Source organism: Brevundimonas diminuta (assembly GCF_039673845.1).
Classification (GTDB): domain Bacteria; phylum Pseudomonadota; class Alphaproteobacteria; order Caulobacterales; family Caulobacteraceae; genus Brevundimonas; species Brevundimonas diminuta_E.
In genome coordinates this window covers 1-20,717 of the sequence record NZ_JBDJMK010000017.1, presented here as the reverse complement: position 1 = coordinate 20,717, position 20,717 = coordinate 1, and the positions used below count along the sequence as shown (strand labels likewise).

25 protein-coding genes and 1 riboswitch are annotated in these 20,717 nt (G+C 69.8%); of the genes, 22 read left to right on the top strand and 3 right to left on the bottom strand.

What is annotated here, in order from left to right; all coding sequences use genetic code 11:
• Positions 1-49 precede the first annotated feature (49 nt).
• A complete protein-coding gene (locus ABE454_RS15930) occupies positions 50-328 on the bottom strand; it encodes a FliO/MopB family protein (protein ID WP_346533073.1) in 279 nt (92 codons plus the stop codon).
• A 152-nt stretch (positions 329-480) separates the two neighbouring features.
• Here ABE454_RS15930 and flgB point away from each other — a divergent pair, with 152 nt between their 5' ends.
• The 3 genes from flgB to fliE all read left to right on the top strand — a co-directional run bounded on the left by flgB (position 481) and on the right by fliE (position 1,670).
• Positions 481-885: a flagellar basal body rod protein FlgB gene (flgB, locus tag ABE454_RS15925; protein WP_346533071.1), complete on the top strand. Its 405-nt coding sequence runs from the start codon at positions 481-483 to the stop codon at positions 883-885.
• A 61-nt stretch (positions 886-946) separates the two neighbouring features.
• Positions 947-1,333, top strand: a complete 387-nt coding sequence (gene flgC / locus ABE454_RS15920) for a flagellar basal body rod protein FlgC (RefSeq protein WP_430826570.1) — start codon at positions 947-949, stop codon at positions 1,331-1,333.
• Between the two features lie 13 nt (positions 1,334-1,346).
• On the top strand, positions 1,347-1,670 hold the full coding sequence (fliE, locus tag ABE454_RS15915; protein ID WP_346533069.1) for a flagellar hook-basal body complex protein FliE: 324 nt from the start codon (positions 1,347-1,349) through the stop codon (positions 1,668-1,670).
• 109 nt (positions 1,671-1,779) lie between these two features.
• Here the strand turns inward: fliE and gluQRS are convergent, their stop codons facing one another.
• Positions 1,780-2,628, bottom strand: coding sequence for a tRNA glutamyl-Q(34) synthetase GluQRS (gluQRS, locus tag ABE454_RS15910; protein ID WP_346533068.1), 849 nt, complete (start codon positions 2,626-2,628; stop codon positions 1,780-1,782).
• A gap of 89 nt (positions 2,629-2,717) precedes the next feature.
• On the opposite strand from gluQRS, the gene ABE454_RS15905 reads away from it, so the two are divergent.
• From ABE454_RS15905 to ABE454_RS15890, 4 genes are all read left to right on the top strand, one after another.
• Complete coding sequence (locus tag ABE454_RS15905; RefSeq protein ID WP_346533067.1) at positions 2,718-3,371, top strand: DNA-3-methyladenine glycosylase family protein; 654 nt, start codon at positions 2,718-2,720, stop codon at positions 3,369-3,371.
• 60 nt (positions 3,372-3,431) lie between these two features.
• Positions 3,432-4,094, top strand: coding sequence for a trimeric intracellular cation channel family protein (locus ABE454_RS15900; protein WP_430826566.1), 663 nt, complete (start codon positions 3,432-3,434; stop codon positions 4,092-4,094).
• 8 nt (positions 4,095-4,102) lie between these two features.
• The gene (locus ABE454_RS15895) at positions 4,103-4,501 is read left to right on the top strand and encodes an ASCH domain-containing protein (RefSeq protein WP_346533065.1); all 399 of its coding nucleotides are present in this window, start codon (positions 4,103-4,105) and stop codon (positions 4,499-4,501) included.
• Positions 4,502-4,656: 155 nt separating this feature from the next.
• Positions 4,657-5,229, top strand: a complete 573-nt coding sequence (locus tag ABE454_RS15890; RefSeq protein ID WP_346533072.1) for an HNH endonuclease — start codon at positions 4,657-4,659, stop codon at positions 5,227-5,229.
• Positions 5,230-5,240: 11 nt separating this feature from the next.
• On the opposite strand, the gene cobU is transcribed toward ABE454_RS15890, so the two are convergent.
• Complete coding sequence (gene cobU, locus ABE454_RS15885) at positions 5,241-5,762, bottom strand: bifunctional adenosylcobinamide kinase/adenosylcobinamide-phosphate guanylyltransferase (protein WP_346533064.1); 522 nt, start codon at positions 5,760-5,762, stop codon at positions 5,241-5,243.
• 39 nt (positions 5,763-5,801) lie between these two features.
• Positions 5,802-6,010, top strand: a riboswitch (cobalamin riboswitch).
• A 131-nt stretch (positions 6,011-6,141) separates the two neighbouring features.
• Here cobU and ABE454_RS15880 point away from each other — a divergent pair.
• The 15 genes from ABE454_RS15880 to ABE454_RS15810 all read left to right on the top strand — a co-directional run bounded on the left by ABE454_RS15880 (position 6,142) and on the right by ABE454_RS15810 (position 20,616).
• Entirely contained in the window at positions 6,142-8,139 is a 1,998-nt protein-coding gene (locus ABE454_RS15880; RefSeq protein WP_346533063.1) for a TonB-dependent receptor plug domain-containing protein, read from the top strand.
• A gap of 4 nt (positions 8,140-8,143) precedes the next feature.
• Positions 8,144-9,154, top strand: a complete 1,011-nt coding sequence (cobD, locus tag ABE454_RS15875) for a threonine-phosphate decarboxylase CobD (RefSeq protein WP_346533062.1) — start codon at positions 8,144-8,146, stop codon at positions 9,152-9,154.
• Positions 9,151-10,014 carry an ABC transporter substrate-binding protein gene (locus ABE454_RS15870; RefSeq protein ID WP_346533061.1) on the top strand — a complete coding sequence of 288 codons (864 nt, stop codon included), beginning with the start codon at positions 9,151-9,153 and terminating at the stop codon, positions 10,012-10,014. The genes cobD and ABE454_RS15870 overlap by 4 nt, the downstream gene beginning before the upstream one ends.
• Entirely contained in the window at positions 10,011-10,994 is a 984-nt protein-coding gene (locus ABE454_RS15865) for a FecCD family ABC transporter permease (protein WP_346533060.1), read from the top strand. The genes ABE454_RS15870 and ABE454_RS15865 overlap by 4 nt, the downstream gene beginning before the upstream one ends.
• Positions 10,991-11,782 carry an ABC transporter ATP-binding protein gene (locus ABE454_RS15860; protein ID WP_346533059.1) on the top strand — a complete coding sequence of 264 codons (792 nt, stop codon included), beginning with the start codon at positions 10,991-10,993 and terminating at the stop codon, positions 11,780-11,782. The genes ABE454_RS15865 and ABE454_RS15860 overlap by 4 nt, the downstream gene beginning before the upstream one ends.
• Entirely contained in the window at positions 11,772-12,719 is a 948-nt protein-coding gene (gene cbiB / locus ABE454_RS15855; protein ID WP_346533058.1) for an adenosylcobinamide-phosphate synthase CbiB, read from the top strand. Before ABE454_RS15860 ends, cbiB begins: the two co-directional genes overlap by 11 nt.
• Positions 12,707-14,179: a cobyric acid synthase gene (locus ABE454_RS15850; RefSeq protein WP_346533057.1), complete on the top strand. Its 1,473-nt coding sequence runs from the start codon at positions 12,707-12,709 to the stop codon at positions 14,177-14,179. The genes cbiB and ABE454_RS15850 overlap by 13 nt, the downstream gene beginning before the upstream one ends.
• A complete protein-coding gene (gene cobT, locus ABE454_RS15845) occupies positions 14,176-15,219 on the top strand; it encodes a nicotinate-nucleotide--dimethylbenzimidazole phosphoribosyltransferase (protein WP_346533056.1) in 1,044 nt (347 codons plus the stop codon). The genes ABE454_RS15850 and cobT overlap by 4 nt, the downstream gene beginning before the upstream one ends.
• Complete coding sequence (cobS, locus tag ABE454_RS15840; protein WP_346533055.1) at positions 15,216-15,983, top strand: adenosylcobinamide-GDP ribazoletransferase; 768 nt, start codon at positions 15,216-15,218, stop codon at positions 15,981-15,983. Before cobT ends, cobS begins: the two co-directional genes overlap by 4 nt.
• Positions 15,980-16,495 (top strand): tyrosine phosphatase family protein, encoded by a 516-nt coding sequence (locus ABE454_RS15835; RefSeq protein WP_346533054.1) that lies wholly within the window; start codon positions 15,980-15,982, stop codon positions 16,493-16,495. The genes cobS and ABE454_RS15835 overlap by 4 nt, the downstream gene beginning before the upstream one ends.
• The gene (locus ABE454_RS15830; RefSeq protein WP_346533053.1) at positions 16,492-16,887 is read left to right on the top strand and encodes a DUF1636 domain-containing protein; all 396 of its coding nucleotides are present in this window, start codon (positions 16,492-16,494) and stop codon (positions 16,885-16,887) included. Before ABE454_RS15835 ends, ABE454_RS15830 begins: the two co-directional genes overlap by 4 nt.
• Positions 16,888-16,955: 68 nt before the next feature.
• Complete coding sequence (locus ABE454_RS15825) at positions 16,956-19,451, top strand: heavy metal translocating P-type ATPase (RefSeq protein ID WP_346533052.1); 2,496 nt, start codon at positions 16,956-16,958, stop codon at positions 19,449-19,451.
• Positions 19,451-19,870 carry a Cu(I)-responsive transcriptional regulator gene (gene cueR, locus ABE454_RS15820; protein WP_346533051.1) on the top strand — a complete coding sequence of 140 codons (420 nt, stop codon included), beginning with the start codon at positions 19,451-19,453 and terminating at the stop codon, positions 19,868-19,870. The genes ABE454_RS15825 and cueR overlap by 1 nt, the downstream gene beginning before the upstream one ends.
• Before the next feature lie 60 nt (positions 19,871-19,930).
• Entirely contained in the window at positions 19,931-20,128 is a 198-nt protein-coding gene (locus ABE454_RS15815; RefSeq protein ID WP_346533050.1) for a heavy-metal-associated domain-containing protein, read from the top strand.
• Between the two features lie 2 nt (positions 20,129-20,130).
• Positions 20,131-20,616, top strand: a complete 486-nt coding sequence (locus ABE454_RS15810; RefSeq protein WP_346533049.1) for a DUF411 domain-containing protein — start codon at positions 20,131-20,133, stop codon at positions 20,614-20,616.
• Positions 20,617-20,717 lie beyond the last annotated feature (101 nt).

The window sequence follows — 20,717 nt, the reverse complement described above, 5'->3', positions numbered from 1 at the left end:
CCACCCAACCCTCCCCCATCGAGGGGGAGGGCTTGGTTACAACGCCCCTTCACTTCACGCCTCCCGGCTGGCGCGGCTCGATCAGTTCGCGGCCTTCGCCCAGCAGGATCAGCCGCTCCTCTTCATCGACGCGGATCAGCACCAGACGGCGCGAGGGGTCCAGCACCAGAGTCTCGATCACCTTCATCCGCCGCACCTGACCCTGCTGCCCCTGAAAGCGCGCCAGAAGCTCGGGCGCATAGCGGCGCGCCGCCCAGGCGGCCAGGCCGATGATGCCCAGGGTGATGGCCAGGCCGAAGATCGCCCGGAACAGATCGAGGAAGTTCATGCGGATGCAGCCCCAGACGCATACGGCGGCGGCGCGCGGACGCGGCGCTTCGGGGTCATGTTTCAACAGACGTGGTTAACGGCGCGTTTAGGGATACCGGATATTAACCATGCAGGCGGCAAATTCTGCCGATCATCGTCCGAGGGATTCGCGTGTCCGTCACCGACCTGCCGCTGCTGAACCAGATCAAGGGCCGCCTGGGCTGGCTGGACGACCGCCAGCGGGTGATCGCCCAGAACGTCGCCAACTCCGACACGCCCGGCTATGTCGCCCGCGACCTGAAGACGCCGACCGATTTCGCCGAAGCGATGCGGACGGGCGGCGGCCTGCGCATGATGGCCACCAACGCCCGGCACATCTCGCCGCCCGGTCAGCCGGCGCGTTTCGAGGCGAGCAACGCGCCGGATTCAGAGACGACGCTGGACGGCAATTCGGTCGTGGTCGAGGAGCAGATGCTCAAGATGGCCGAGAGCCGCATGGCCTATGACGCCGCCATCGGCTTCTACCAGAAGTCGATGCAGATGATCCGCATGGCCGCCAAGAAGCCCGGCGCCTGAGGGGGACTGAACCATGCCTGATCCGATCAACAGCCGTCCTGTCACCCCGCGCAACACCGCCATGGCCGTCGCCTCGACCGCGCTGAAGGCGCAGCAGTCGCGGATGCGGATCATCGCCGAGAACATCGCCAACGCGGAATCCACGGCGAACGTCGCGGGCGGCCAGCCTTATCGCCGCCAGACCCCGGTGTTCCAGACCCGCAACGTCGACGGCGCGACCGGAGTGGTTCTGGCCGAGGTGCGGCCGGACCAGGGCGACTTCCGCATGGACTACGACCCCTCGCACCCGGCGGCGAACGCCGAGGGTTACGTCATGCGGCCCAACGTCGACACCCTGGTCGAGGCGATGGACATGCGCGAGGCGCAGCGCGCCTATGAGGCCAATCTGAACGTCATCGAGACGGCGCGGAACATGGAGTCCCGCACCCTCGACCTCATCAAGAAATAAGAGGGCTTAGGGCATGAACCCCATCATGGCCGCCCGCGCCTATGCCGCCGCACAGGGCGGAACCGGCGTCAGCGTCACCACCTCGGCGAATGCAGCCGCCTCGACCGGCCCGAACGCGGCCGGGGGCTTTGCTGACCTGCTTCAGAACGTCATGACGCAGACGACGCAGGCGACCCGCACGGCCGAGACGCAGATGGCCCAGTCGGTGCAGGGGCAGGGTAATCTGATCGACGTCGTCACGGCGATTTCTTCGGCCGAGGCTTCGCTGGAGACGGTGATGGCGGTGCGCGATCAGGTGATCTCCGCCTATCAGGAAATCATGCGGATGCCGATCTGAGGGGGCTTGATGCGCCGTCATCCTCACGTCCTCAAACCCTACCGCCGTCATCCTCGGGCTTGACCCGAGTATGACGGCGGTGGGGGGGCGGAGGGGTTTGTCTCGCCCCTCAGAACCCCAGTTCCGCCCTCAGCGCCTCGGGAGTCAGGCCGCCCTCCCTCAGTTCAGCCAGAGTGACGGAGCGGTCGCGCTTGGCGTAGCGGCGGCCGTCCGGTCCGGCCAGCAGGCGGTGGTGGCGATAGACCGGCGCAGGCCAGTCCATCAGCGCCTGGATCAGCCGCTGGATATGCGTCGCCTCGAACAGGTCCTGACCCCGGATGACATGGCTGATCCCCTGCAGGGCGTCGTCGTGGGTGACGGCCAGATGATAGGCGGTCCCGGCGTCCTTGCGCGCCAGCACCACGTCGCCCGCCGTCTCGGGCCGCGCCTTGACCCGGCCGGTCTCGCCGTCAGGGCCTGAGCCTTCCTCGATGAAGCTGAGTGCGTCCCACGCCGCGCCGCCTAGCGCCGCCTTCGCCCGATCCAGTGATAGCCGCCAGGCGAAGGGGCGCCCCTCGGCCAGCAGACGGGCCTCCTCCTCGGAAGGATGCGGGCCGGGGCGGGCGGCTTCGGCGGGGCCGTGGGGCGCATCGCCGATGGCGTCCAGTATCTCCTTGCGGGTGCGGAAGCAGCGATAGAGCAGGCCGCGCCGGTCCAGCGCCTCGACCACGGCGGCGTAGTCGCTCAGATGATCGGACTGACGCCGCACCGGCGTCTCCCAATCGAGGCCCAGCCAGGCCAGGTCTTCATGGATGCCCGCCTCGAACTCCGGCCTGCACCGCGTCGGGTCGATGTCCTCGATCCGCAGGATGAAGCGCCCGCCCGCTGCTTTCGTCGCCCGCCACGCTGTCAGGGCCGAAAAGGCGTGCCCTTTATGCAGGCGGCCGGTGGGCGAGGGGGCGAAGCGGGTGACGAACATGAGAACAGACTAGCGGTTTCCGGCCGTGGTCAGAACCGGGCGGCGAACGGCTCTTTTCGAGAGGCGGGGCGCAGGCCTAGCATGGCGGCATGGCCCTTGCTCCGTCACCTGCTTCCGTCGCTGCCGCCCGTGAGGCGCTGGCTGCCGCCGATCCGGCGCTGGCGCGCGCCCATGCCTCGACGCCTGTGTTCGAGTGGCGGTTGCGGCCGGGCGGCTATGAGGGCCTGTTCCGCATGATCGTGGAGCAGCAGGTGTCGGTGGCGGCGGCGAACGCCATCTGGAAACGGGTGGTCGAGGGGCTGGACGGGCAGGTGACGCCCGACGCCGTGCTGGCGCGCGATGTCGAGACACTGCGCACCTTCGGCCTGTCGGGGCAGAAGGCGAAATACGGCCATGAGATCGCGCGCGCCCATGCCGACGGCCACATCGACTTCGACCATCTGGAGCGGCTGGACGACGCCGAGGCCATCGCCGCGCTTGTGGCCATCAAGGGCGTGGGCAAGTGGACGGCCGAGACCTTTCTGATGTTCTGCGAGGGACGGCAGGACGTTTTCCCCGGCGGAGACGTGGCCTTGCAGGAAGCCATGCGCTGGGCCGACCGAGCCGAGGCCCGTCCGAACGAGAAACAGGCCTATGCCCGCGCCGAGATCTGGCGGCCGCATCGCGCGGTGGCGGCGCATTTGCTCTGGGGGTGGTATGGTGGCGTCCGGCGCGGCGAAATCGCGCTGGACGAGGGCGTCTGACCCTCGTCTTCATGAAGGCCGGGGGCGACCCCGCAGACGGCGCCGTGCGGCGCCCCGGGGATGATGACGATGTTGGAGCCGATCGCGGGCGCAGACCTGGTTCGTCCGGCTGCGGTGCTGCCGTTGCTGGATTTCGCGGGCGTGGCCGTGTTCGCCGCCACCGGCGCCCTGGCTGCCGCGCGTGAGAAGCATGACGTCCTGACCTTCGCCTTCTTCGCCGCCGTGACCGGCATGGGCGGCGGCACCCTGCGCGATCTGCTGATCGGGGCCCCGGTCTTCTGGGTGCAGGACTGGCGCTATGTCGCCGTCTGCATGGTGGCGGCGGTCGGCTTCTGGATGCTGGGCTCGCGGTCGTGGCGTTTCCGGGCCCTGCTGTGGCTGGATGCGGTCGGGCTGGCGGCCTATGGCGTCATGGGGGCGGCCAAGGCGGCGACCTATGGCGTGACGCCGCTGATCTGCATCGTCATGGGCGTGCTGACGGCCTGTTTCGGCGGCATCGTGCGCGACGTGCTGGCGCACCAGCCCTCCATCCTGCTGCGGCGCGAGTTGAACATCACCGCGGCTCTGGTGTCGGCGGCCCTGTTCGTGGGCCTGAAGGCGGTCAGCATTCCGACGTGGCCCGCCGTGGCGGTGGCTGTCGTGGCCGGGTTCGGCGTGCGTGCGGGCGCCTTGAAGTGGGGCTGGAGCCTGCCGGCCTTCCCGACCGCCGCGTCCCGTTACTGAGGGACAGGATGAGCGATATTCCCGCCGCCTATGCGTCCGCGCCCCGTTGGCCCTTTGGCGACAGCCCCGAACTGGCTGACGAACTGCTGGCTCTGGTGTTGGCGGGGGGCAAGCGCGCGACCTGTTCGTCGCTGGCGTCCTGCGAGGCCGACATCATGCCGACCGTGGGCGAGGTCAGCGTCATTCTGGACGGCGCCGGCCTGCCTCGCTGCGCGATCCGCACGACCGAGGTCGAGATCATGCCCTTCGAGCAGGTCAGCGAGGACTTCGCCCGCGCCGAGGGAGAGGGCGACCTGACCTACGAATGGTGGCGCGACGCGCATGAGGCCTATTACCGCCGCGAAGGCACATGGGCGCCGGGCATGAAGGTGGTCTGCGAACGCTTTGAACTGGTCGAGGTGTTCTGACTAAGGGCGCGAACGGGGAGGGGGCGTCACGAAAATGCGGCGCATCCGTCATGGCGATGCGGGGGAATCAGGCGTAGGATTTTCGCATCAGACCAAGGAAGGAGACGTGTCTTCAGTCCTGTCGCGTCGATAACCCCCCGTATGAGCGGGAGGGCCTGATGCAGGTCCTGTCCCGCCCGCCGTCCGGCTTTCCGGCCCTGGTGCTGAACGCCGATTTCAGGCCCTTGTCCTATTTCCCCCTGTCGCTGTGGCCGTGGGAAGAGGTGGTCAAGGCCGTGTGGCAGGACCGCGTGGACGTGGTCGCCACCTATGACAAGGTCGTGCGCAGCCCCTCGCTGGAGATGCAACTGCCCAGCGTGGTCTGTCTGAAGTCCTATGTGGACCAGGACCGCAGACCGGCCTTCACCCGTTTCAACGTCTTCCTGCGCGATGGGTTCGCCTGCCAGTACTGCGGTGAGCCGGGCACGTCCCAGGACCTGACCTTCGACCACGTCATCCCGCGCTCGCGCGGCGGGCGCACGACGTGGCAGAACATCGTCGCCGCCTGCGGGCCCTGCAATCTGAAGAAGGGCGGCCGCACCCCCGGTCAGGCCCACATGCCCCTGCGTCGCACCGCTCACCAGCCCAGCGCATGGCAGCTTCAACAGGCCGGGCGCCGCTTCCCGCCCCACTTCCTCCACCAGAGCTGGCTGGATTACCTCTACTGGGACATTGAGCTGGAGCCGTAGGCGGCCGTTGATTAGATCCGTTCCAGCGGCACCCGCATCCCCGCGACAATCAGACAGGCCGTGTCTGCGATCTCCGCGATGCGCTGGTTCAGGCGCCCGGCCTCGTCGCGGAAGCGGCGGCCTAGCGGGTTGTCGGGGACCAGGGACCAGCCGACTTCGTTGCTGACGACCCATAGCGTAGCGGGGCAGGTGTTCAGGGCTTGGGTCAGGTCGTCGATGGCGGCGTTTAGGTCGCGCTTGTTCAGCATCTGGTTGCTGAGCCACAGGGTCAGGCAGTCGATGACGGCTATGTCTTCAGACGACAGGGCGCGCACGGCGTCGGCCAGATCCAGAGGGGCCTCGATCTGGCGCCAGGCGTCGCCGCGCTCTTGCTGATGGCGGGCGATGCGGTCGTGCATTTCGTCGTCGAAGGCTTCGGCCGTGGCGATGAACAGGGGCGGGCGACCCGCGGCTTTGGCGGCCTGTTCGGCTTGCGTCTGCGCATAGCGGCTCTTGCCCGAGCGGGCGCCGCCCAGAACCAGCGTCAGGGTCATGCATCGTCTCTCCGGTTGACCTGGAGGGAGCGCGGTCCTATCGCCACGATCGCGTCAGGTTCCCCATCCGGGGATTGAAAGGGAATGGAGTTTAAAGCTCCGGCTGTTCCCGCAACTGTAAGCGGCTAGCCCGCGCGTCATACGCCACTGGCGGTCCGGAAGGCCACGGCCTGAACGACCACTGGGAAGGCGACGCGCACCGGCCCTGATCCGCGAGCCAGGAGACCTGCCTGTCGCCGTCGTTCTCCGCGCGGTCGGGATGTGCCGGGCGGTCGAGGCAACTCGTGTGACGACAATCGCAAACCCCGCCGCGCGGGGCCGCCTTCGTCCATCCGGGCGCGGGCCGGTCCGGCGTGGCGTCGTCACATGGAGAAACCGGATGAACCGGACCGCCTTTGCTACCCTGGCCGCCGCCAGCCTTCTGGCCGCCGCGCCTGCTTTCGCTGACGCCCCCGTCGACCAACAGGCCGCCGCTCCCGACGTTGCGGGCCGCGCCGGGGCCTCTGCGGTTGAGGACGTCGTCGTCACAGCCAACCGTTCGGCCCAGCCGATCGAGCGCGTCGGCGCCTCAGTCACTGTGCTGACTCAGGCCGCCATCGAGGCGCGTCAGACCCCCGCCGTGGTCGAGCTGTTGGCCCAGACGCCGGGCGTCAGCTACACGCGAAACGGCGGTCCGGGCACGGCGACCACCCTGCGCATCCGCGGCGCCGAGGGCCATCATACCGTCGTCCTGATCGACGGGGTCAAGCTGAACGACCCGTCCTCGACGCAGGGCGGCTTCAACTTCGGCAATCTGCTGATCGGCGACACGGCGCGCATCGAGGTGCTGCGCGGCGCCCAGTCGACCCTGTGGGGCAGCCAGGCCATCGGCGGCGTGGTCAACATCGTCACCGCCGAGCCGACCGAGGCGCTGCAGGGCAGCCTCGACGCCGAGGCCGGTTCGCACGGCACCACCTATTTCCGCGGCGGCGTCGGCGGCGCGGGCGAGCGCGTCAGCTGGCGTCTGGCCGCCAGCCGCTATGACACCGATGGCTATTCCAGCTATGCGGCGGGCAAGGAAGACGACGGCTACAGCAACACCGGCCTGTCGGGGCGGCTGAACGTCAAGGTCACGGACGCGGTGTCGTTGGACCTGCGCTCGGTCTGGTCCAGCGGGCGCAACGACTTCGACGCCTATAACGGCGACAGCCGCGAGTATGGCAGGACTGAGGAACTGGTCGCCTATGCTGGTGTGAACTTCGACCTGCTGGATGGTCGGTTCCGCAACCGCATCGGCTATGCCCACACAGACACCGAGCGTCGCAACTTCAACCCGGACAACAAGATCCAGACCCTGACCTTCGACGCCGAAGGTCAGAACCGTCGTTGGGAGTATCAGGGCGCCTTCGCCGTCACCGAGGCGCTGAACGCGACCTTCGGCCTTGAGCACGAAAAGTCCGAGATGAAGACCCGCTCGCCCGGCGACTGGAGCCCGAACCCGGCCTATGGGCGCGGTGAGGCCGAGCTGAACAGCGCCTATGGCCAGGTCCAGTGGACGGTGCTGAACGGCCTGACCCTGACCGGCGGCCTGCGCTATGACGACCACGATCAGTATGGCGACAACCTGCTGGGTCAGGTCGCGGCGGCCTGGGCGCTGAACGAGGGCGACACCGTCCTGCGCGCCAGCTGGGGGCAGGGGTTCCGCGCGCCGGGCCTGTATGAGCTGTACAGCGAATACGGCAATCTGAACGTGCAGCCGGAAGAGTTCGACAGCTGGGAGATTGGCGTCGAACAGCGCCTGTTCGACCGCGCTGTCGTCTCGATCGCCTACTTCAACCGTCAGGCCGACAATGAGATCAACTACAACGGTTGCGTCGAGGCCAAGGACAAGCCGAATGATCCGCTGTGCGTCATCGGCAAATATATCGACGACAAGGGCAAGGAACGCGACCTGCTGCGGTACGGCTATTATCGCAACCTGCAGAAGACCGAGGCGCAAGGGATCGAAATGATCGGCCGCGTCGATGTGACTGACCGTTTGAACGTCAGCGCCAACTACACCTGGACCGACGCCAAGAACGCCTCGGGCGACTATGACGGCAAGCGCCTGACGCGCCGTCCCGAGCATATGGCCAATCTGGCTGCCGACTATGACTGGGCGTTCGGCCTGAAGACCGGCCTGTCGGTGCGCTATGTCGGCGAAACCTTCAACGACGGCCCGAACAAGGTGAAGGTCGACGCCTACACCCTGGTCGACATCCGTGCTTCCTATCCGATCGACGACCATCTGGAAGTCTATGGCCGGATCGAGAACGCCTTTGACGAAGAGTATCAGACCGTTCTGGGCTACGGCACGGCGGGACGCGGGGTCTTCGGCGGCGTGCGCGTCCGGTTCTGATGTGATGAAGGACGCCGGGTTCCTGACGACGGCGACCCGGCACGGCGGCGGCCTGATGACGGCCGCCGCCGCCTTTCCTGATGCGCCCCTGCCGTGGCTGGACCTGTCCACCGGCATCAATCCAGAGCCATGGCGCGGCCCGCGCGCGACGGATGAGGCGCTGAACCGCCTGCCGGACCCGGCGGCCCTGATCCAGCTGGAAGCTGTTGCGGCGGCGGCGTTCGGCGCGGCGCCGGAACGCACGGCGGCCGTGGCGGGGGCCGAGGCGGCGATCCGTCTTCTGCCCCTGCTGCTGGGCGTGCGGGCGGTCGAGGTGGTCGGCCCGACCTATGGCGCCCACGCCGAGGCATGGCGCGCGGCGGGCGTGGCGACGCGCCTGATCGCGCCGGATCAGGCGGCGGCTTCGCAGGCGGGCGTGCTGGTCATCGTCAATCCGAACAATCCGGACGGCCGCCTGATCGGGCGGGCTGATCTGGCGGCTATGGCGCGGGCGCGGTCCAAGGCCGGGCGCTGGCTGATCGTCGATGAGTCCTTCATCGAATGCGCCCCGGACGACAGCGTGTCGGATCTGGCCGAGCCGGGGCTGATCGTGTTGCGGTCCTTCGGCAAATTCTATGGTCTGGCCGGGGTGCGGCTGGGCTTCATGCTGGCCGCGCCGGAGCTGATCCGGCGCCTGCGCGCGTTACAGGGCGACTGGCCGGTCGGCGCCGATGCGCTGGCGCTGGGGTGCGGCGCCTACGCCGATGTCGCGTGGCGGCGAAACACGCAGGCGGCGCTGATCCAGCGGGCGGAACGACTGGATACGGTGCTGACGCAGGCCGGGTTTGAGATCATCGGCGGGACCAGCCTGTTCCGCATGACGCGCACGCCGCTGGCCGATCCGTGGTTCCGTCATCTGTGCCGGGCGGGCATACTGACCCGGCCGTTCGACCATACGCCCGACGCCCTGCGGTTCGGCGTGCCGGGCGAGCGCGACTTTCCCCGTTTGCAGGCTGCGCTGGAGACTTTCGCATGACGGCGACCCGGCGGCAGGCGATGGGGCTGGCCCTGACGGGCGCAGGCATGATGCTGGCGGCCGGGCCGGTCGCAGCGAGCGCTGGGCCGCGCCGCGTGGTGTCGCTGAACGCCTGCCTCGACGCCATTGTGGTTCATGTCGCGGATCGGGGGCAGATCGCGGCGCTCAGTCACTATGCGCGCGAGGAAACCGGCTCGACCATCGCCGGCGTGGCCCGGACCCTGCCTTTCACCTGGGAGACGGCGGAAGAGGTCATCGCCCTGCGCCCCGATCTGGTGCTGACCAGCCGCCACAGCGCCCTGGCGACGCGCAATGCGCTGGACCGGCTGAACATTCCGACCGAGCTTTTCTCGGTGCCCGACAGTATCGAGACCAGTCTGGATCAGGTGCGCGAGGTCGCCCGTCTGGTCGCCCGCCCGGCGCGCGGAGAGGCCCTGATCGCGCGCATCGAGGCCGCCATCGCCGCCTCGGCCCCGCCGCCGGGATCGGCTCCGCTGAAGGCTCTGGTGTTCCAGCCGAACGGCTTCAGCGCCGGCTCCGGCACCCTGATGGATGAGATGATGACCCGCGCCGGGTTCGAGAATGTCGCCGCCCGCTATGGTCTGGGCAAATGGGGCAATGTGCCGATCGAGCATCTGCTGGCCGACCCGCCGCAGGTTCTGCTCAGCGGCGTTCCGGTGCGCAATTCGCGCACCTGGGCTGACCGGGTGATGCGCCATCCGGCGCTGAAGTCGCTGTCCGGGCGGATGGTGCAGGCGCAACTGGAAGAAAAGCTGCTCTATTGCGGCGGGCCGGTGCTGATCCAGACCGCCGCCGCCCTGGCGAACGCGCGTCGCATGGCGCAGGAGACCCTTGCATGACCCTGCCGCGTCCTCTGGTCCTGATCGGCCTGCTGGTGCTGATCGCCGTCCTGTCCGTGGCCAGCATGAGCGCGGGCCGCGTCTGGATTCCGTGGAGCGAATGGGCCGCGCAGCGCGGCGACCCGGCCTGGGCCATCCTGTTCGAATTGCGCCTGCCGCGCACGGTGCTGGCCCTGATGGTCGGGGCGGTGCTGGGCCTGACCGGGGCGGCGCTGCAGGGCTATACGCGTAACCCGCTGGCCGATCCGACGATCATGGGCGTGTCGACCATGGCGGCGCTGGGGGCGGTGCTGACCTTCTATATGGGGGCGGCGGCCAGCGCGCCGTGGGTGCTGCCGGTCGCGGCCATGATCGGGGCGGGCGTCGGCGTGCTGTTGCTGCTGGCTCTGGCGGGGGCGACCAGCAGCGTCGTCACCTTCATTCTGGCCGGGGTGGTGATCCAGACCATGGCCGGGGCGGGCGTCGCCCTGGCGCTGAATCTGGCGCCCAATCCGTGGGCGGTGAACGAGATCGTCAACTGGCTGATGGGGTCGCTGGCCGACCGCAGCGTCATCGAGCTGAGGCTGGCGGCGCCGGGCATGATCCTGGGCTGCCTGCTGCTGTTGACGCAAGGGCGGACGCTGGACGCCCTGACGCTGGGCGAGGCGGGGGCGCGGTCGCTGGGTGTAAGACTGGACGTCGGGCGGGCGATGCTGGCGATCGGCGCCGCGCTGGCGGTGGGCTCGGCCGTGGCGGTGACGGGGTCGATCGGCTTCGTCGGCCTGATCGTGCCGCATCTGCTGCGCCCGCTGATCGGCGCGCGTCCGGGCGGCCTGCTGCTGCCCTCGGCGCTGGGCGGAGCGGCCTTGACGCTAGCGGCGGATATTCTGGTGCGGATGACGCCCGCCGCCGCCGAGATCAAGCTGGGCGTGGCCATGGCGGCGCTGGGCGGTCCCTTCTTCCTGGCCCTGTTGATCAGCATGAGACGGAGGCTGGCATGAGCGCACCGGACATGAGCCTTCTGGGCGCGGAAAACCTGTCGGTCCGTCTGGGCGACAAACCGGTGCTGAACGGCGTCGGCGCCGTGTTCCAGCCGGGCCGGGTGACGGCGGTGGTCGGGCCGAACGGGGCGGGCAAGTCGACGCTGCTGGACTGTCTGGCGGCGCTGCGTCGCCCCGACGCCGGACGGACGACGCTGGACGGCCGCGACCTGCGCAGCCTGCCTGCGCGCGAGCGGTCGCGCCGCATCGCCTATCTGCCCCAGAACGCCGAGATCGCCTGGGCCGTCGACGGCCGCACCTTCATCGGCCTGGGCCGCACGCCGTACGTCGGGGCATGGGGGCTGACGGCCGAGGATCGCGCGGCGGTCGCCCGCGCCATGACCGTAGCGGGGGTAGAGGCGTTCGCCGACCGCATCGTCTCGACCCTGTCGGGCGGCGAGCGGGCGCGCGTCCTGATCGCCCGCGCCCTGGCCGGGGAGCCGCAGTGGCTGCTGGCGGACGAGCCGCTGGCGGGCCTCGATCCGGGCCATGTGCTGGACGCCTGCGACCTGTTCCGGCGGTTGGCGGATGAAGAGGGGCGGGGCGTCGTCCTGACCCTGCATGATCTGGACGCGGCCCTGCGCGTGGCCGATCGCGTCATCGTTCTGGCCGAAGGGCGGGTGCTGGCCGACGCCGCCCCGGTCGAGGCCCTGTCGCCCGCCGTGCTGAAGGCGGCCTATGGCGTCGAGGCGCGCACCCTGGACGGCGTGCATGGCCCGGTGCTGGAAATGGTCGGTCGTGCCCGGTAGCAGCCTGTCGCCGCCGTGGATCGTCGCGGGCGCGTTGGCGGTGGAAGGCGTCTTTGGCTGGCCCCGACACCTGTTGCATCCGGTGGCGTGGATCGGCGCCCTGATCGCCGTGCTGGAGCGGCGCTGGAACAGGGCGGAACGGCCTGAGTGCGCGCGCCGCGCTCTGGGCGTCGTCACCGTGGTGATCCTGTTCGTCGTCGCGGGCGGGGCGGGCTGGGGCGTGCAGGCGCTGGCCGCCGCTGCGCCCCTCTGGCCGGGGTTGATGCTGTTGCTGGTCTGCGGCGCGGCGGGGTTGGCGGCGCGCAGCCTGTTCGATCACGTCCGCGCCGTGGCCCGACCGCTGAAGACGGGCGACCTGCCCGCCGCGCAACAGGCGGTCGGCATGATCGTCGGCCGCGATGTCGAGACGATGGACGAGAGCGAGGTCACGACCGCCGCCCTTGAAAGTCTGGCCGAGAGCTTCTGCGACGGCGTGGTCGCGCCGGTCTTCTGGTTCGCGATCGGCGGCCTGCCGGGGCTGTTCGCCTATAAGGCGATCAACACCGCCGACAGCATGATCGGCCATATGGAGCCGCGCTGGAGCGCCTTCGGCTGGGCGGCGGCGCGCACCGACGATGTGATGAACTGGATCCCGGCGCGCATCGCGGGCGCCCTGATCGCGCTGGCGGGCGCGGGCGGCTGGCGCGTGATGCTGCGCGATGCGCATCGGCACGCCTCGCCCAATGCGGGATGGACCGAGGCGGCGATGGCGGGCGTGCTGCGGGTTCGACTGGGCGGCCCGGTCCGCTATGACGGGGTCATGAGCGACCGGCCCTTCTTCGGCGATGGCGCGCCGCCGTCTGCGGCTGACCTGACGCGGGGGCTGAGGGTCTATGGCGTCGCCTGCGCCCTGTTGCTGATGCTGCTGATCGTCGGAGGCTTCGCATGGCCGCGCTGATGATTCAGGGCTGCGGCTCGGACGTGGGCAAGTCGGTGCTGGTCGCCGGTCTGTGCCGCGTCTTCGCCAATCGCGGCCTGAGCGTGCGGCCGTTCAAGCCGCAGAACATGTCCAACAACGCCGCAGTCACAACGCCCGACTCTGAAGGCCGCACCGGCGAGATCGGTCGCGCTCAGGCGCTTCAGGCGCTGGCCTGCCGCACCCCGGCGACGGTGGACATGAACCCCGTCCTGCTGAAGCCGCAGAGCGACACCGGCGCCCAGCTGGTCGTGCGCGGTCAGGTCGAAGGCGTGTGGCAGGCCAAGGGCTATCAGGCGCGCAAGGCCGCCCTGCTGGACGTGGTGCTGGACAGTTTCCGCCGTCTTCAGGCCGAGGCCGATCTGGTGATCGTCGAGGGGGCGGGCAGTCCGGCCGAGACCAACCTGCGCGCCGGGGACATCGCCAACATGGGCTTCGCCCGCGCGGCGGACGTGCCGGTGGTGCTGGTCGGCGACATCGACCGGGGCCATGTGATCGCCTCTCTGGTCGGCGCCCATGCGGTGCTGGACGACGAGGACCGGGCCATGATCCGGGGCTTCATCATCAACAAGTTCCGCGGCGATCCGGCCCTGTTCGATCAGGGGCGGGCCGAGATCACGCGGCGCACGGGCTGGGCGGACCTCGGCATGGCGCCGTGGCTGGCGGATGCGCGGGCTCTTCCGGCCGAGGACGCCGTGGTGCTGGAGCGGTCGGGCGGGCCGCGTGGCGGAAAGGTGCGGATCGCCGTCCCCATGCTGTCGCGCATCGCCAATTTCGACGACTTCGATCCGTTGCGGCATGAGCCCGGCGTGGACTTCGGCTTCGTGCCGCCGGGGCAGGCCCTGCCGGGGGACGCCGACCTGATCATCCTGCCGGGGACCAAGGCGACGCTGGCCGATCTGGCCTTCCTGCGCGCGCAGGGCTGGGACGTGGACATCGCCGCTTATGTGCGACGCGGCGGGCGGGTGCTGGGCGTGTGCGGCGGCTATCAGATGCTGGGTCGGACGATCAGCGACCCTGACGGCGTCGAGGGCGTGGCGGGTTCGGCGCCGGGGCTGGGTCTGCTGGACGTCGAGACGGTGCTGGCGGGGGCCAAGACCCTGCGCCGGGTCGAGGGACGGCTGACGTCCTCGGGTGCGGCGGTTCAGGGCTATGAGATTCATATGGGCCGCACCGACGGCCCGGATGCGGCCCGCCCGGTCGCCATGATCGACGGAGCGGCGCACGGCGCGCGCTCATGCGACGGGCGGATCGCGGGCCTCTATGTCCACGGCCTGTTCGACCGGGCCGAGGCGCGGGCGGCCCTGCTGGCGAAGGTCGGGGCCGCATCCGACGGCGTGGATCAGGGCGCGCGGGTGGATCAGGCGCTGGACCGTATCGCCGCCGTGCTGGAAACCCGTTTCGACATTCCGGCGTTGGCCCGGATCGCAGGACTGACATGACTGAGTTGACCGACCTTTTCTCCGTTCCGCCGCTGGATCAGGGGCTGCGGGAGCCGCTGCGTCAGGCGCTGGACGGCAAGGCCAAGCCGGTCGGCGCCCTGGGCCGGATCGAGGATCTGGCCCTGACGCTGGGCCTGATCCAGCGGACCCTGCGCCCGGCCGTGACACAGCCGGTGCTGCTGGTCTTCGCGGGGGATCACGGGATGACACGCTCGGGCGTGGCGGCCTATCCGGCGGGCGTGACCGTCGCCATGGTCGATACCCTGCTGACGGGCCGGGCCAGCGCCAACGCCTTCGCCGCCGTGGTCGGGGCTGAGGTGCAGGTGGTCGACGCGGGCGTCGACGCCGACCTGTCGGACCGCACCGGCCTGATCCAGGCCAAGGTCGCGCCGGGCACGAAGGACGCTTCGGTCGAGCCCGCCATGACGCCCGATCAGGCCGAGGCCGCCCTGCTGGAAGGCGCCGCCATGGCGCGGGCCGCCATCGACGACGGCGCCGATGTGATCGCCCTGGGCGAAATGGGCATCGGCAACAGCGCCTCGGCCGCCCTGCTGATGCACCGGCTGGCGCCCGCGCCGCTGGCCGACTGCGTGGGGCAGGGGGCGGGGCATTCGCCCGAGGGCATGGCGCGCAAACAGGCCGTGTTGGCGCAGGCTGCCGCCCGTTCGGACGCGACGGCGCCGCTGGAGGTGCTGACCCAGTTCGGCGGGTTCGAGATCGCCATGATGGCCGGGGCCCTGCTGGGCGCGGCCAAGGCGGGCGCGCCTGTCGTCGTCGACGGCTTCATCGGCTCGGCGGCGGCCCTGCTGGCGATCCGGCTGGCGCCGAACGCGCGCGACTACTGCATCTTCGCCCACGCCTCGGCCGAGGCGGGGCATCGCCGGATGCTGGAGGCGGTGGAGGCGCAACCCTTGCTGGGCCTCGACATGCGGCTGGGCGAGGGGACGGGCGCGCTGCTGGCCGTGCCGCTGTTGAAGGCGGCCTGCGCCCTGCTGTCCGACGTGGCCGAGCTGAAGGACATATTGGAGGCCGCGCGATGATCGGGCGCGAGGCGCGGCTGTTCGTCTGCGCCCTGCAGTTCCTGACGCGCCTGCCGACGCCGCCGCTACGCGATTTCCAGCCCGAGTGGATCCAGCAGAGCGCGCGCTGGTTTCCGCTGGTCGGGCAGGTGGTGGGCCTGATCGCGGCGGCGATCCTGTATGGCGCGGCGCAGGTGTGGAGCCCGTGGATCGCGGCCCTGCTGGCCGTGGCTGCGGGCGTGGCGATGACCGGCGGCTTTCACGAGGACGGTCTGGCCGACACCGCCGATGGTCTCGGCGGCGGCCAGACGCGGGCGCGGCGGCTGGAGATCATGAAGGACAGCCGCCTCGGCTCATACGGCGCGCTGACGCTGGGGCTGACGCTGGGGCTGCGGGTGGCGGCGCTGGCGATGCTGGCCGCCATTTCGCCGTGGATGGCGGCGGCGGCGCTGGTCGCGTCACACGGACTGGGCCGGGCGGCGGCGGTCGGGGCTATGGCGCTGATGCCCTATGGCGGCGATCCCGGCATGGCCAAGGAGGGCAGGCCGGACCGGGCTTCGGTCGCGGGGCTGGCGGTCGCCGTTCTGGTCGCCCTGTGGCCGCTGGCCCTGCTGCCGGTCGCGGCGGGCGTGGTCGGCGCAGCGGCGGGGCTGGTCGTCGGCGCCATCCCGGCCTGGCAGGCGCAGCGGCTGATCGGCGGGCGCACCGGCGATGTGCTGGGCGCAGTCGAGCAGATGTTCGAGGTCGGCTTCCTGCTGGCCGTCGCAGGGATTCTGGCGGCATGAGGCTGATCGTCTCGCCGCTGCCGCAGGTCGAGCAACTGCTGGCCGCGCACCAGCCGTCGCATCTGGTGACGCTGGCCTCGCCGGGGACGGTAGCGGCCTTTGACGCCGCGCATCGGCTGGACCTGCGCTTCAACGACATCGCCGCCCCGCGCGAGGGTCTGGTCGCGCCGTCGGCTGAACACGTGGAGGCCCTGCTGGCCTTTGCAGGCGGGTGGAGCGGCGCGCGGCCCCTGCTGATCCACTGCTGGGCGGGGGTCAGTCGCTCGACGGCGGCGGCCTACGTCATCGCCTGCGCCCGCACGGCGCCGGGGCGGGAGTCTGAGTGGGCTGCGCGTCTGCGAGGCGCCGCCCCGACCGCCACGCCCAACCCGCTGATGATCGCGTTGGCCGACCGCCTTCTGGGTCGCGACGGCGCCATGGTTCGCGCTGTCGAGGCCATCGGCCGGGGCGCGGAGACGGATTGGGGCGCGCCGTTTGAACTGCACCTGACCGCTGAAGGAGCCGACCGATGAGCGCCGTAACCGGGGCCGAACACAGGGCGCGCGTGGTCGTCTGCTCGACCTGCCGTCATTCGGCGGAAGAGGCGGTGGACGCCGAAGGCGTGACCGGCGGCCAGCGTCTGCGTGAGGCGGTGATGGCGGCGGCGGGGCACGCGCCCGAACTGCAGATCGAGGAACAGGCCTGTCTGTGGGCCTGCCGCAGCCACTGCACCGTCTATCTGGCTCAGGGCGGCAAGCCCGCCTATCTGGCCGGAACCTTCGCCCCCACGGCCGATGCGGCCGAGGCCATCGTCGACTTCGCTCGCCGTTACGCCGCCAGTCCGTCCGGCGCCGTGCCTTATCGGGACTGGCCGCAGGGCATCAAGGGCCACTTCATCGCCCGCCTGCCGGAAGGCGCCGGATAGGGTGCTTGACCTTCCCTTGATGGGAAGGTTTAGAGGTGTCGTCGTCAAGGATTTGCGAGGACGACGCCATGGCCGCCGAAGGCTTCAGAACACTGGAACTGCCTGTGCTGGGCATGACCTGCGCCAGCTGCGTGGGCCGGGTCGAAAAAGCCATTCGCGCCGTGCCAGGCGTGACGCAGGCGCAGGTCAATCTGGCCGCTCAACGGGCGCAGGTGTCGCTGTCGCCCGACGGTTCCGCCGCCGCAGTCGCCGCCGCCATCAAGAGCGCGGGCTATGAGCCGATGGAGGAGGAGGTCGTCTATCCCGTGCGGGAGATGACCTGCGCCTCCTGTGTCGGCCGCGTCGAAAAGGCGCTGGCCGCTGTGCCGGGCGTGCTGTCGGCCAGCGTCAATCTGGCGACCGAGCGGGCGACGGTGCGCTTCCTGTCGGGGGCGACGACGTTCCAGGATCTGGCCGCCGCCGTCGAACAGGCCGGCTATGTGCTGGAGGCGCCCGAGGACGCCGGGCCGGACGCCAGCGATCGCGAACAGGCCGCCCGCGACGCCGAGATCAAGAAGCTGGGCCGCGCGGTGCTGATCGCGGGCGCGGCGACCCTGCCGCTGTTCGTGCTGGAGATGGGCTCGCACTTCGTGCCGGGGATGCACCACTGGATCGGCGAGACCATCGGCGCCTTCAACTGGAAGGTCATCAGCTTCGTGTTGGCGACCTTCGTGCTGTTCGTGCCGGGGGCCGTTTTCTTCCGGAAAGGCGTGCCCGCCCTGCTGCGCGCGGCGCCGGACATGAACTCCCTCGTCGTGCTGGGCGCGACGGCGGCCTGGGCCTTCTCAAGCGTGGCGACCTTTGCGCCGCAGTGGCTGCCTGAAGGCACGGCCAACATCTATTTCGAGGCGGCGGCGGTGATCGTCACCCTGATCCTGGTCGGGCGCTGGATCGAGGCGCGGGCCAAGGGCCGCACGGGCCAGGCGATCCGCCGCCTGATGTCGCTGCAAGCCAAGACCGCGCGCGTGGTGCGCGACAGCGTCGAGCAGGACGTGGCCGTCGATGCGGTCAAGGTCGGCGACGTGGTCGTGGTGCGCCCCGGCGAGCGGGTGCCGGTCGACGGCGTGGTCACGGACGGCGCCTCCTTCGTCGATGAATCCATGCTGACGGGCGAGCCGATCCCGGTTGAGAAGACCGCCGGGGCTGACGTCACGGGCGACACGCTGAACACCACGGGCGCCTTCCGCTTCGAGGCGCGTCAGGTCGGCTCGCAGACCGTGTTGGCCCAGATCGTCAAGATGGTCGAGGCGGCGCAGGGGGCCAAGCTGCCGATCCAGGCGCTGGTGGACAAGGTGACGGGCTGGTTCGTGCCCGCCGTCATGGCCATCGCCGCCCTGACCTTCGCCGTGTGGTTCCTGTTCGGGCCGGACCCGGCGATGGGGATGGCGCTGGTCGCGACCGTGTCCGTGCTGATCATCGCCTGTCCGTGCGCTATGGGTCTGGCGACGCCGACCTCCATCATGGTGGGCGTGGGGCGTGCGGCCGAACTGGGCGTGCTGTTCCGCAAGGGCGAGGCGCTTCAGGCCCTTCAGGGTGTGGACGTCGTCGCCTTCGACAAGACCGGCACCCTGACCGAAGGCAAGCCGACCCTGACCGATCTGGTCACGGCCGAGGGCTTTGATGAGACGACGGTGCTGGCCCAGGTGGCGGCGCTGGAGATCCGCTCCGAGCATCCGGTGGCCCGCGCCCTGGTCGCGGCGGCTGAGGCGCGCGGCATGACGGTGGCCCGGCCGCTGGACTTCGCCTCCATCCCCGGCAAGGGTGTGACGGGTCTGGTCGACGGGGCGCGCGTCGCCGTCGGCGCCGACCGCTACATGGCCGAACTGGGTTGCGACGTGGCTGTGTTCGCCGAGGCGGCGGCCCGTCTGGGCGACGAGGGCAAGACGCCGCTCTACGCCGCCGTGGACGGTCGACTGGCCGCCATCATCGCCGTGGCCGACCCGGTCAAGGCGACGACGGCCGAGGCCATCGCCGCCCTGCATGAGCTGGGGCTGAAGGTGGCGGTCATCAGCGGCGACAACCGCCGCACCGCCGCCGCCGTCGCGCGTCGTCTGGGTATCGATGAAGTCCACGCCGAGGTCATGCCGGACGGCAAGGTGGCCGTGATCGAAGAGCTGAAAGCGGGCGGACGCAGGGTCGCCTTCGTCGGCGATGGGGTGAACGACGCCCCGGCTCTGGCGGCGGCGGACGTGGGTCTGGCGGTCGGCGGCGGTTCGGACGTGGCGATCGAGAGCGCGGACGTGGTCCTGACCGGCGGCGATCTGCGCGGCGCGGTCAGCGCCATCGGCCTGTCGCGGGCGACGATGAACAATATCCGCCAGAACCTGGCCTGGGCCTTCGGCTACAACGTCCTGCTGATCCCGGTGGCGGCGGGAGTGCTGTATCCGGTCTTCGGCGTGATGCTGTCGCCCATGCTGGCGGCGGGTGCGATGGCCCTGTCCAGCGTCAGCGTGGTGCTGAACGCCCTGCGTCTGAAGACCTTCAAGCCCCATATCGGCGCGAACAACGTGAAGGGAGCCGCGTAATGAACATCGGCAAGGCGGCCCAGACGACCGGTGTCTCGGCCAAGATGATCCGCTATTATGAGGCGCAGGGGCTGATCCGTCCGGCGGATCGGACCGAGGGCAATTATCGCGATTTCAGCGAGCGCGATCTGAACGATCTGCGCTTCATCCGCCGGGCGCGGGGGCTGGGTTTTTCGATCGAGGAGATCAGCCGCCTGCTGTCCCTGTGGCGCGACAACGCCCGGCCCAGCCGCGAGGTCAAGGCGATGGCGCAGAAGCATCTGGAGGATCTGGACGCCCGGATCCGCGAAATGCGCGAGATGGCCGACACCCTGCGCCATCTGGCCCATTGCTGTGCGGGGGACGAGCGGCCCGACTGCCCCATCCTGTCCGATCTGGCGGGCGATGCGCCGCAGGCCGCCCATGCCGCAAACGCTTGACCCTGCCACGGTGGCAAGGGGTCGAATGACGTGTCGCGTATCAAGAAAGGGAGCGTCGTCATGATCTCGCTCAACATTCCGAAAATCCGCTGCGGCGGCTGTGTCGCCTCGGTCGAGAAAGCTGTCCTGTCCGTCGATCCGACGGCCACGATCACGGCCGACATTCCTGCGCGCCGGGTCGAGGTCGAGACGACGGCGACGCCGCAGTCATTGGCCGAAGCGCTGGCGGCAGCGGGCTATCCGGTTCAGGAGAACTGAAGATGAATACCATGACCCGAATGGCCCTGATGGCGGTCGGTGCGGTGGCGGTCGGGGGCGGCGCCTTTCTGGCGGACGGCCTGTCGACCCGCGCGCAGGCGTCGGAGATGACCGTCTACAAGAGCGATTCCTGCGGCTGCTGCGGCGGTTGGGTCGAGCATATGCGTCGCTCGGGCTATCAGGTGAACGTCGTGCCGACCGATGATCTGGCGCCCGTCAAACAGCGTCTGAACGTGCCGCAGCCGCTGTGGAGCTGCCACAGCGCCGTGATCGACGGCAAGGTGATCGAGGGGCACGTTCCGGCGGCGGGCGTGACGGCCTTCATGAAAAATCCGGGCCAGGCGCGCGGCATCGGCGTGCCGGGTATGCCGACCGGCTCGCCCGGCATGGAGGCGCCCGGCTATGCGCCCGATCGCTATGACGTCATGACCTTCGGGCAGGGGGCGCCTGTGCGCTTCATGACCTTTGTGGGCGCCGATCCGGTCTGAAGACTGTCAGATGCTGAAAAGACGACGGCGGGGGGGGCTAAAGTTGGTCCCCCGGTTAGAATTGGGGAAGGGGGTGAAAGGCAAAAAAAAAAACATTTTTG

Coding starts and splice junctions, on each gene's coding strand:
- ABE454_RS15930 (WP_346533073.1), bottom strand. CDS start 328: ATGAACTTCCTCGATCTGTTCCGGGCGATCTTCGGCCTGGCCATCACC.
- flgC (WP_430826570.1), top strand. CDS start 947: ATGGCCGTCGCCTCGACCGCGCTGAAGGCGCAGCAGTCGCGGATGCGG.
- fliE (WP_346533069.1), top strand. CDS start 1,347: ATGAACCCCATCATGGCCGCCCGCGCCTATGCCGCCGCACAGGGCGGA.
- gluQRS (WP_346533068.1), bottom strand. CDS start 2,628: ATGTTCGTCACCCGCTTCGCCCCCTCGCCCACCGGCCGCCTGCATAAA.
- ABE454_RS15905 (WP_346533067.1), top strand. CDS start 2,718: ATGGCCCTTGCTCCGTCACCTGCTTCCGTCGCTGCCGCCCGTGAGGCG.
- ABE454_RS15900 (WP_430826566.1), top strand. CDS start 3,432: ATGATGACGATGTTGGAGCCGATCGCGGGCGCAGACCTGGTTCGTCCG.
- ABE454_RS15895 (WP_346533065.1), top strand. CDS start 4,103: ATGAGCGATATTCCCGCCGCCTATGCGTCCGCGCCCCGTTGGCCCTTT.
- cobU (WP_346533064.1), bottom strand. CDS start 5,762: ATGACCCTGACGCTGGTTCTGGGCGGCGCCCGCTCGGGCAAGAGCCGC.
- ABE454_RS15880 (WP_346533063.1), top strand. CDS start 6,142: ATGAACCGGACCGCCTTTGCTACCCTGGCCGCCGCCAGCCTTCTGGCC.
- cobD (WP_346533062.1), top strand. CDS start 8,144: ATGAAGGACGCCGGGTTCCTGACGACGGCGACCCGGCACGGCGGCGGC.
- ABE454_RS15870 (WP_346533061.1), top strand. CDS start 9,151: ATGACGGCGACCCGGCGGCAGGCGATGGGGCTGGCCCTGACGGGCGCA.
- ABE454_RS15865 (WP_346533060.1), top strand. CDS start 10,011: ATGACCCTGCCGCGTCCTCTGGTCCTGATCGGCCTGCTGGTGCTGATC.
- ABE454_RS15860 (WP_346533059.1), top strand. CDS start 10,991: ATGAGCGCACCGGACATGAGCCTTCTGGGCGCGGAAAACCTGTCGGTC.
- ABE454_RS15850 (WP_346533057.1), top strand. CDS start 12,707: ATGGCCGCGCTGATGATTCAGGGCTGCGGCTCGGACGTGGGCAAGTCG.
- cobT (WP_346533056.1), top strand. CDS start 14,176: ATGACTGAGTTGACCGACCTTTTCTCCGTTCCGCCGCTGGATCAGGGG.
- cobS (WP_346533055.1), top strand. CDS start 15,216: ATGATCGGGCGCGAGGCGCGGCTGTTCGTCTGCGCCCTGCAGTTCCTG.
- ABE454_RS15835 (WP_346533054.1), top strand. CDS start 15,980: ATGAGGCTGATCGTCTCGCCGCTGCCGCAGGTCGAGCAACTGCTGGCC.
- ABE454_RS15830 (WP_346533053.1), top strand. CDS start 16,492: ATGAGCGCCGTAACCGGGGCCGAACACAGGGCGCGCGTGGTCGTCTGC.
- ABE454_RS15825 (WP_346533052.1), top strand. CDS start 16,956: ATGGCCGCCGAAGGCTTCAGAACACTGGAACTGCCTGTGCTGGGCATG.
- cueR (WP_346533051.1), top strand. CDS start 19,451: ATGAACATCGGCAAGGCGGCCCAGACGACCGGTGTCTCGGCCAAGATG.
- ABE454_RS15815 (WP_346533050.1), top strand. CDS start 19,931: ATGATCTCGCTCAACATTCCGAAAATCCGCTGCGGCGGCTGTGTCGCC.
- ABE454_RS15810 (WP_346533049.1), top strand. CDS start 20,131: ATGAATACCATGACCCGAATGGCCCTGATGGCGGTCGGTGCGGTGGCG.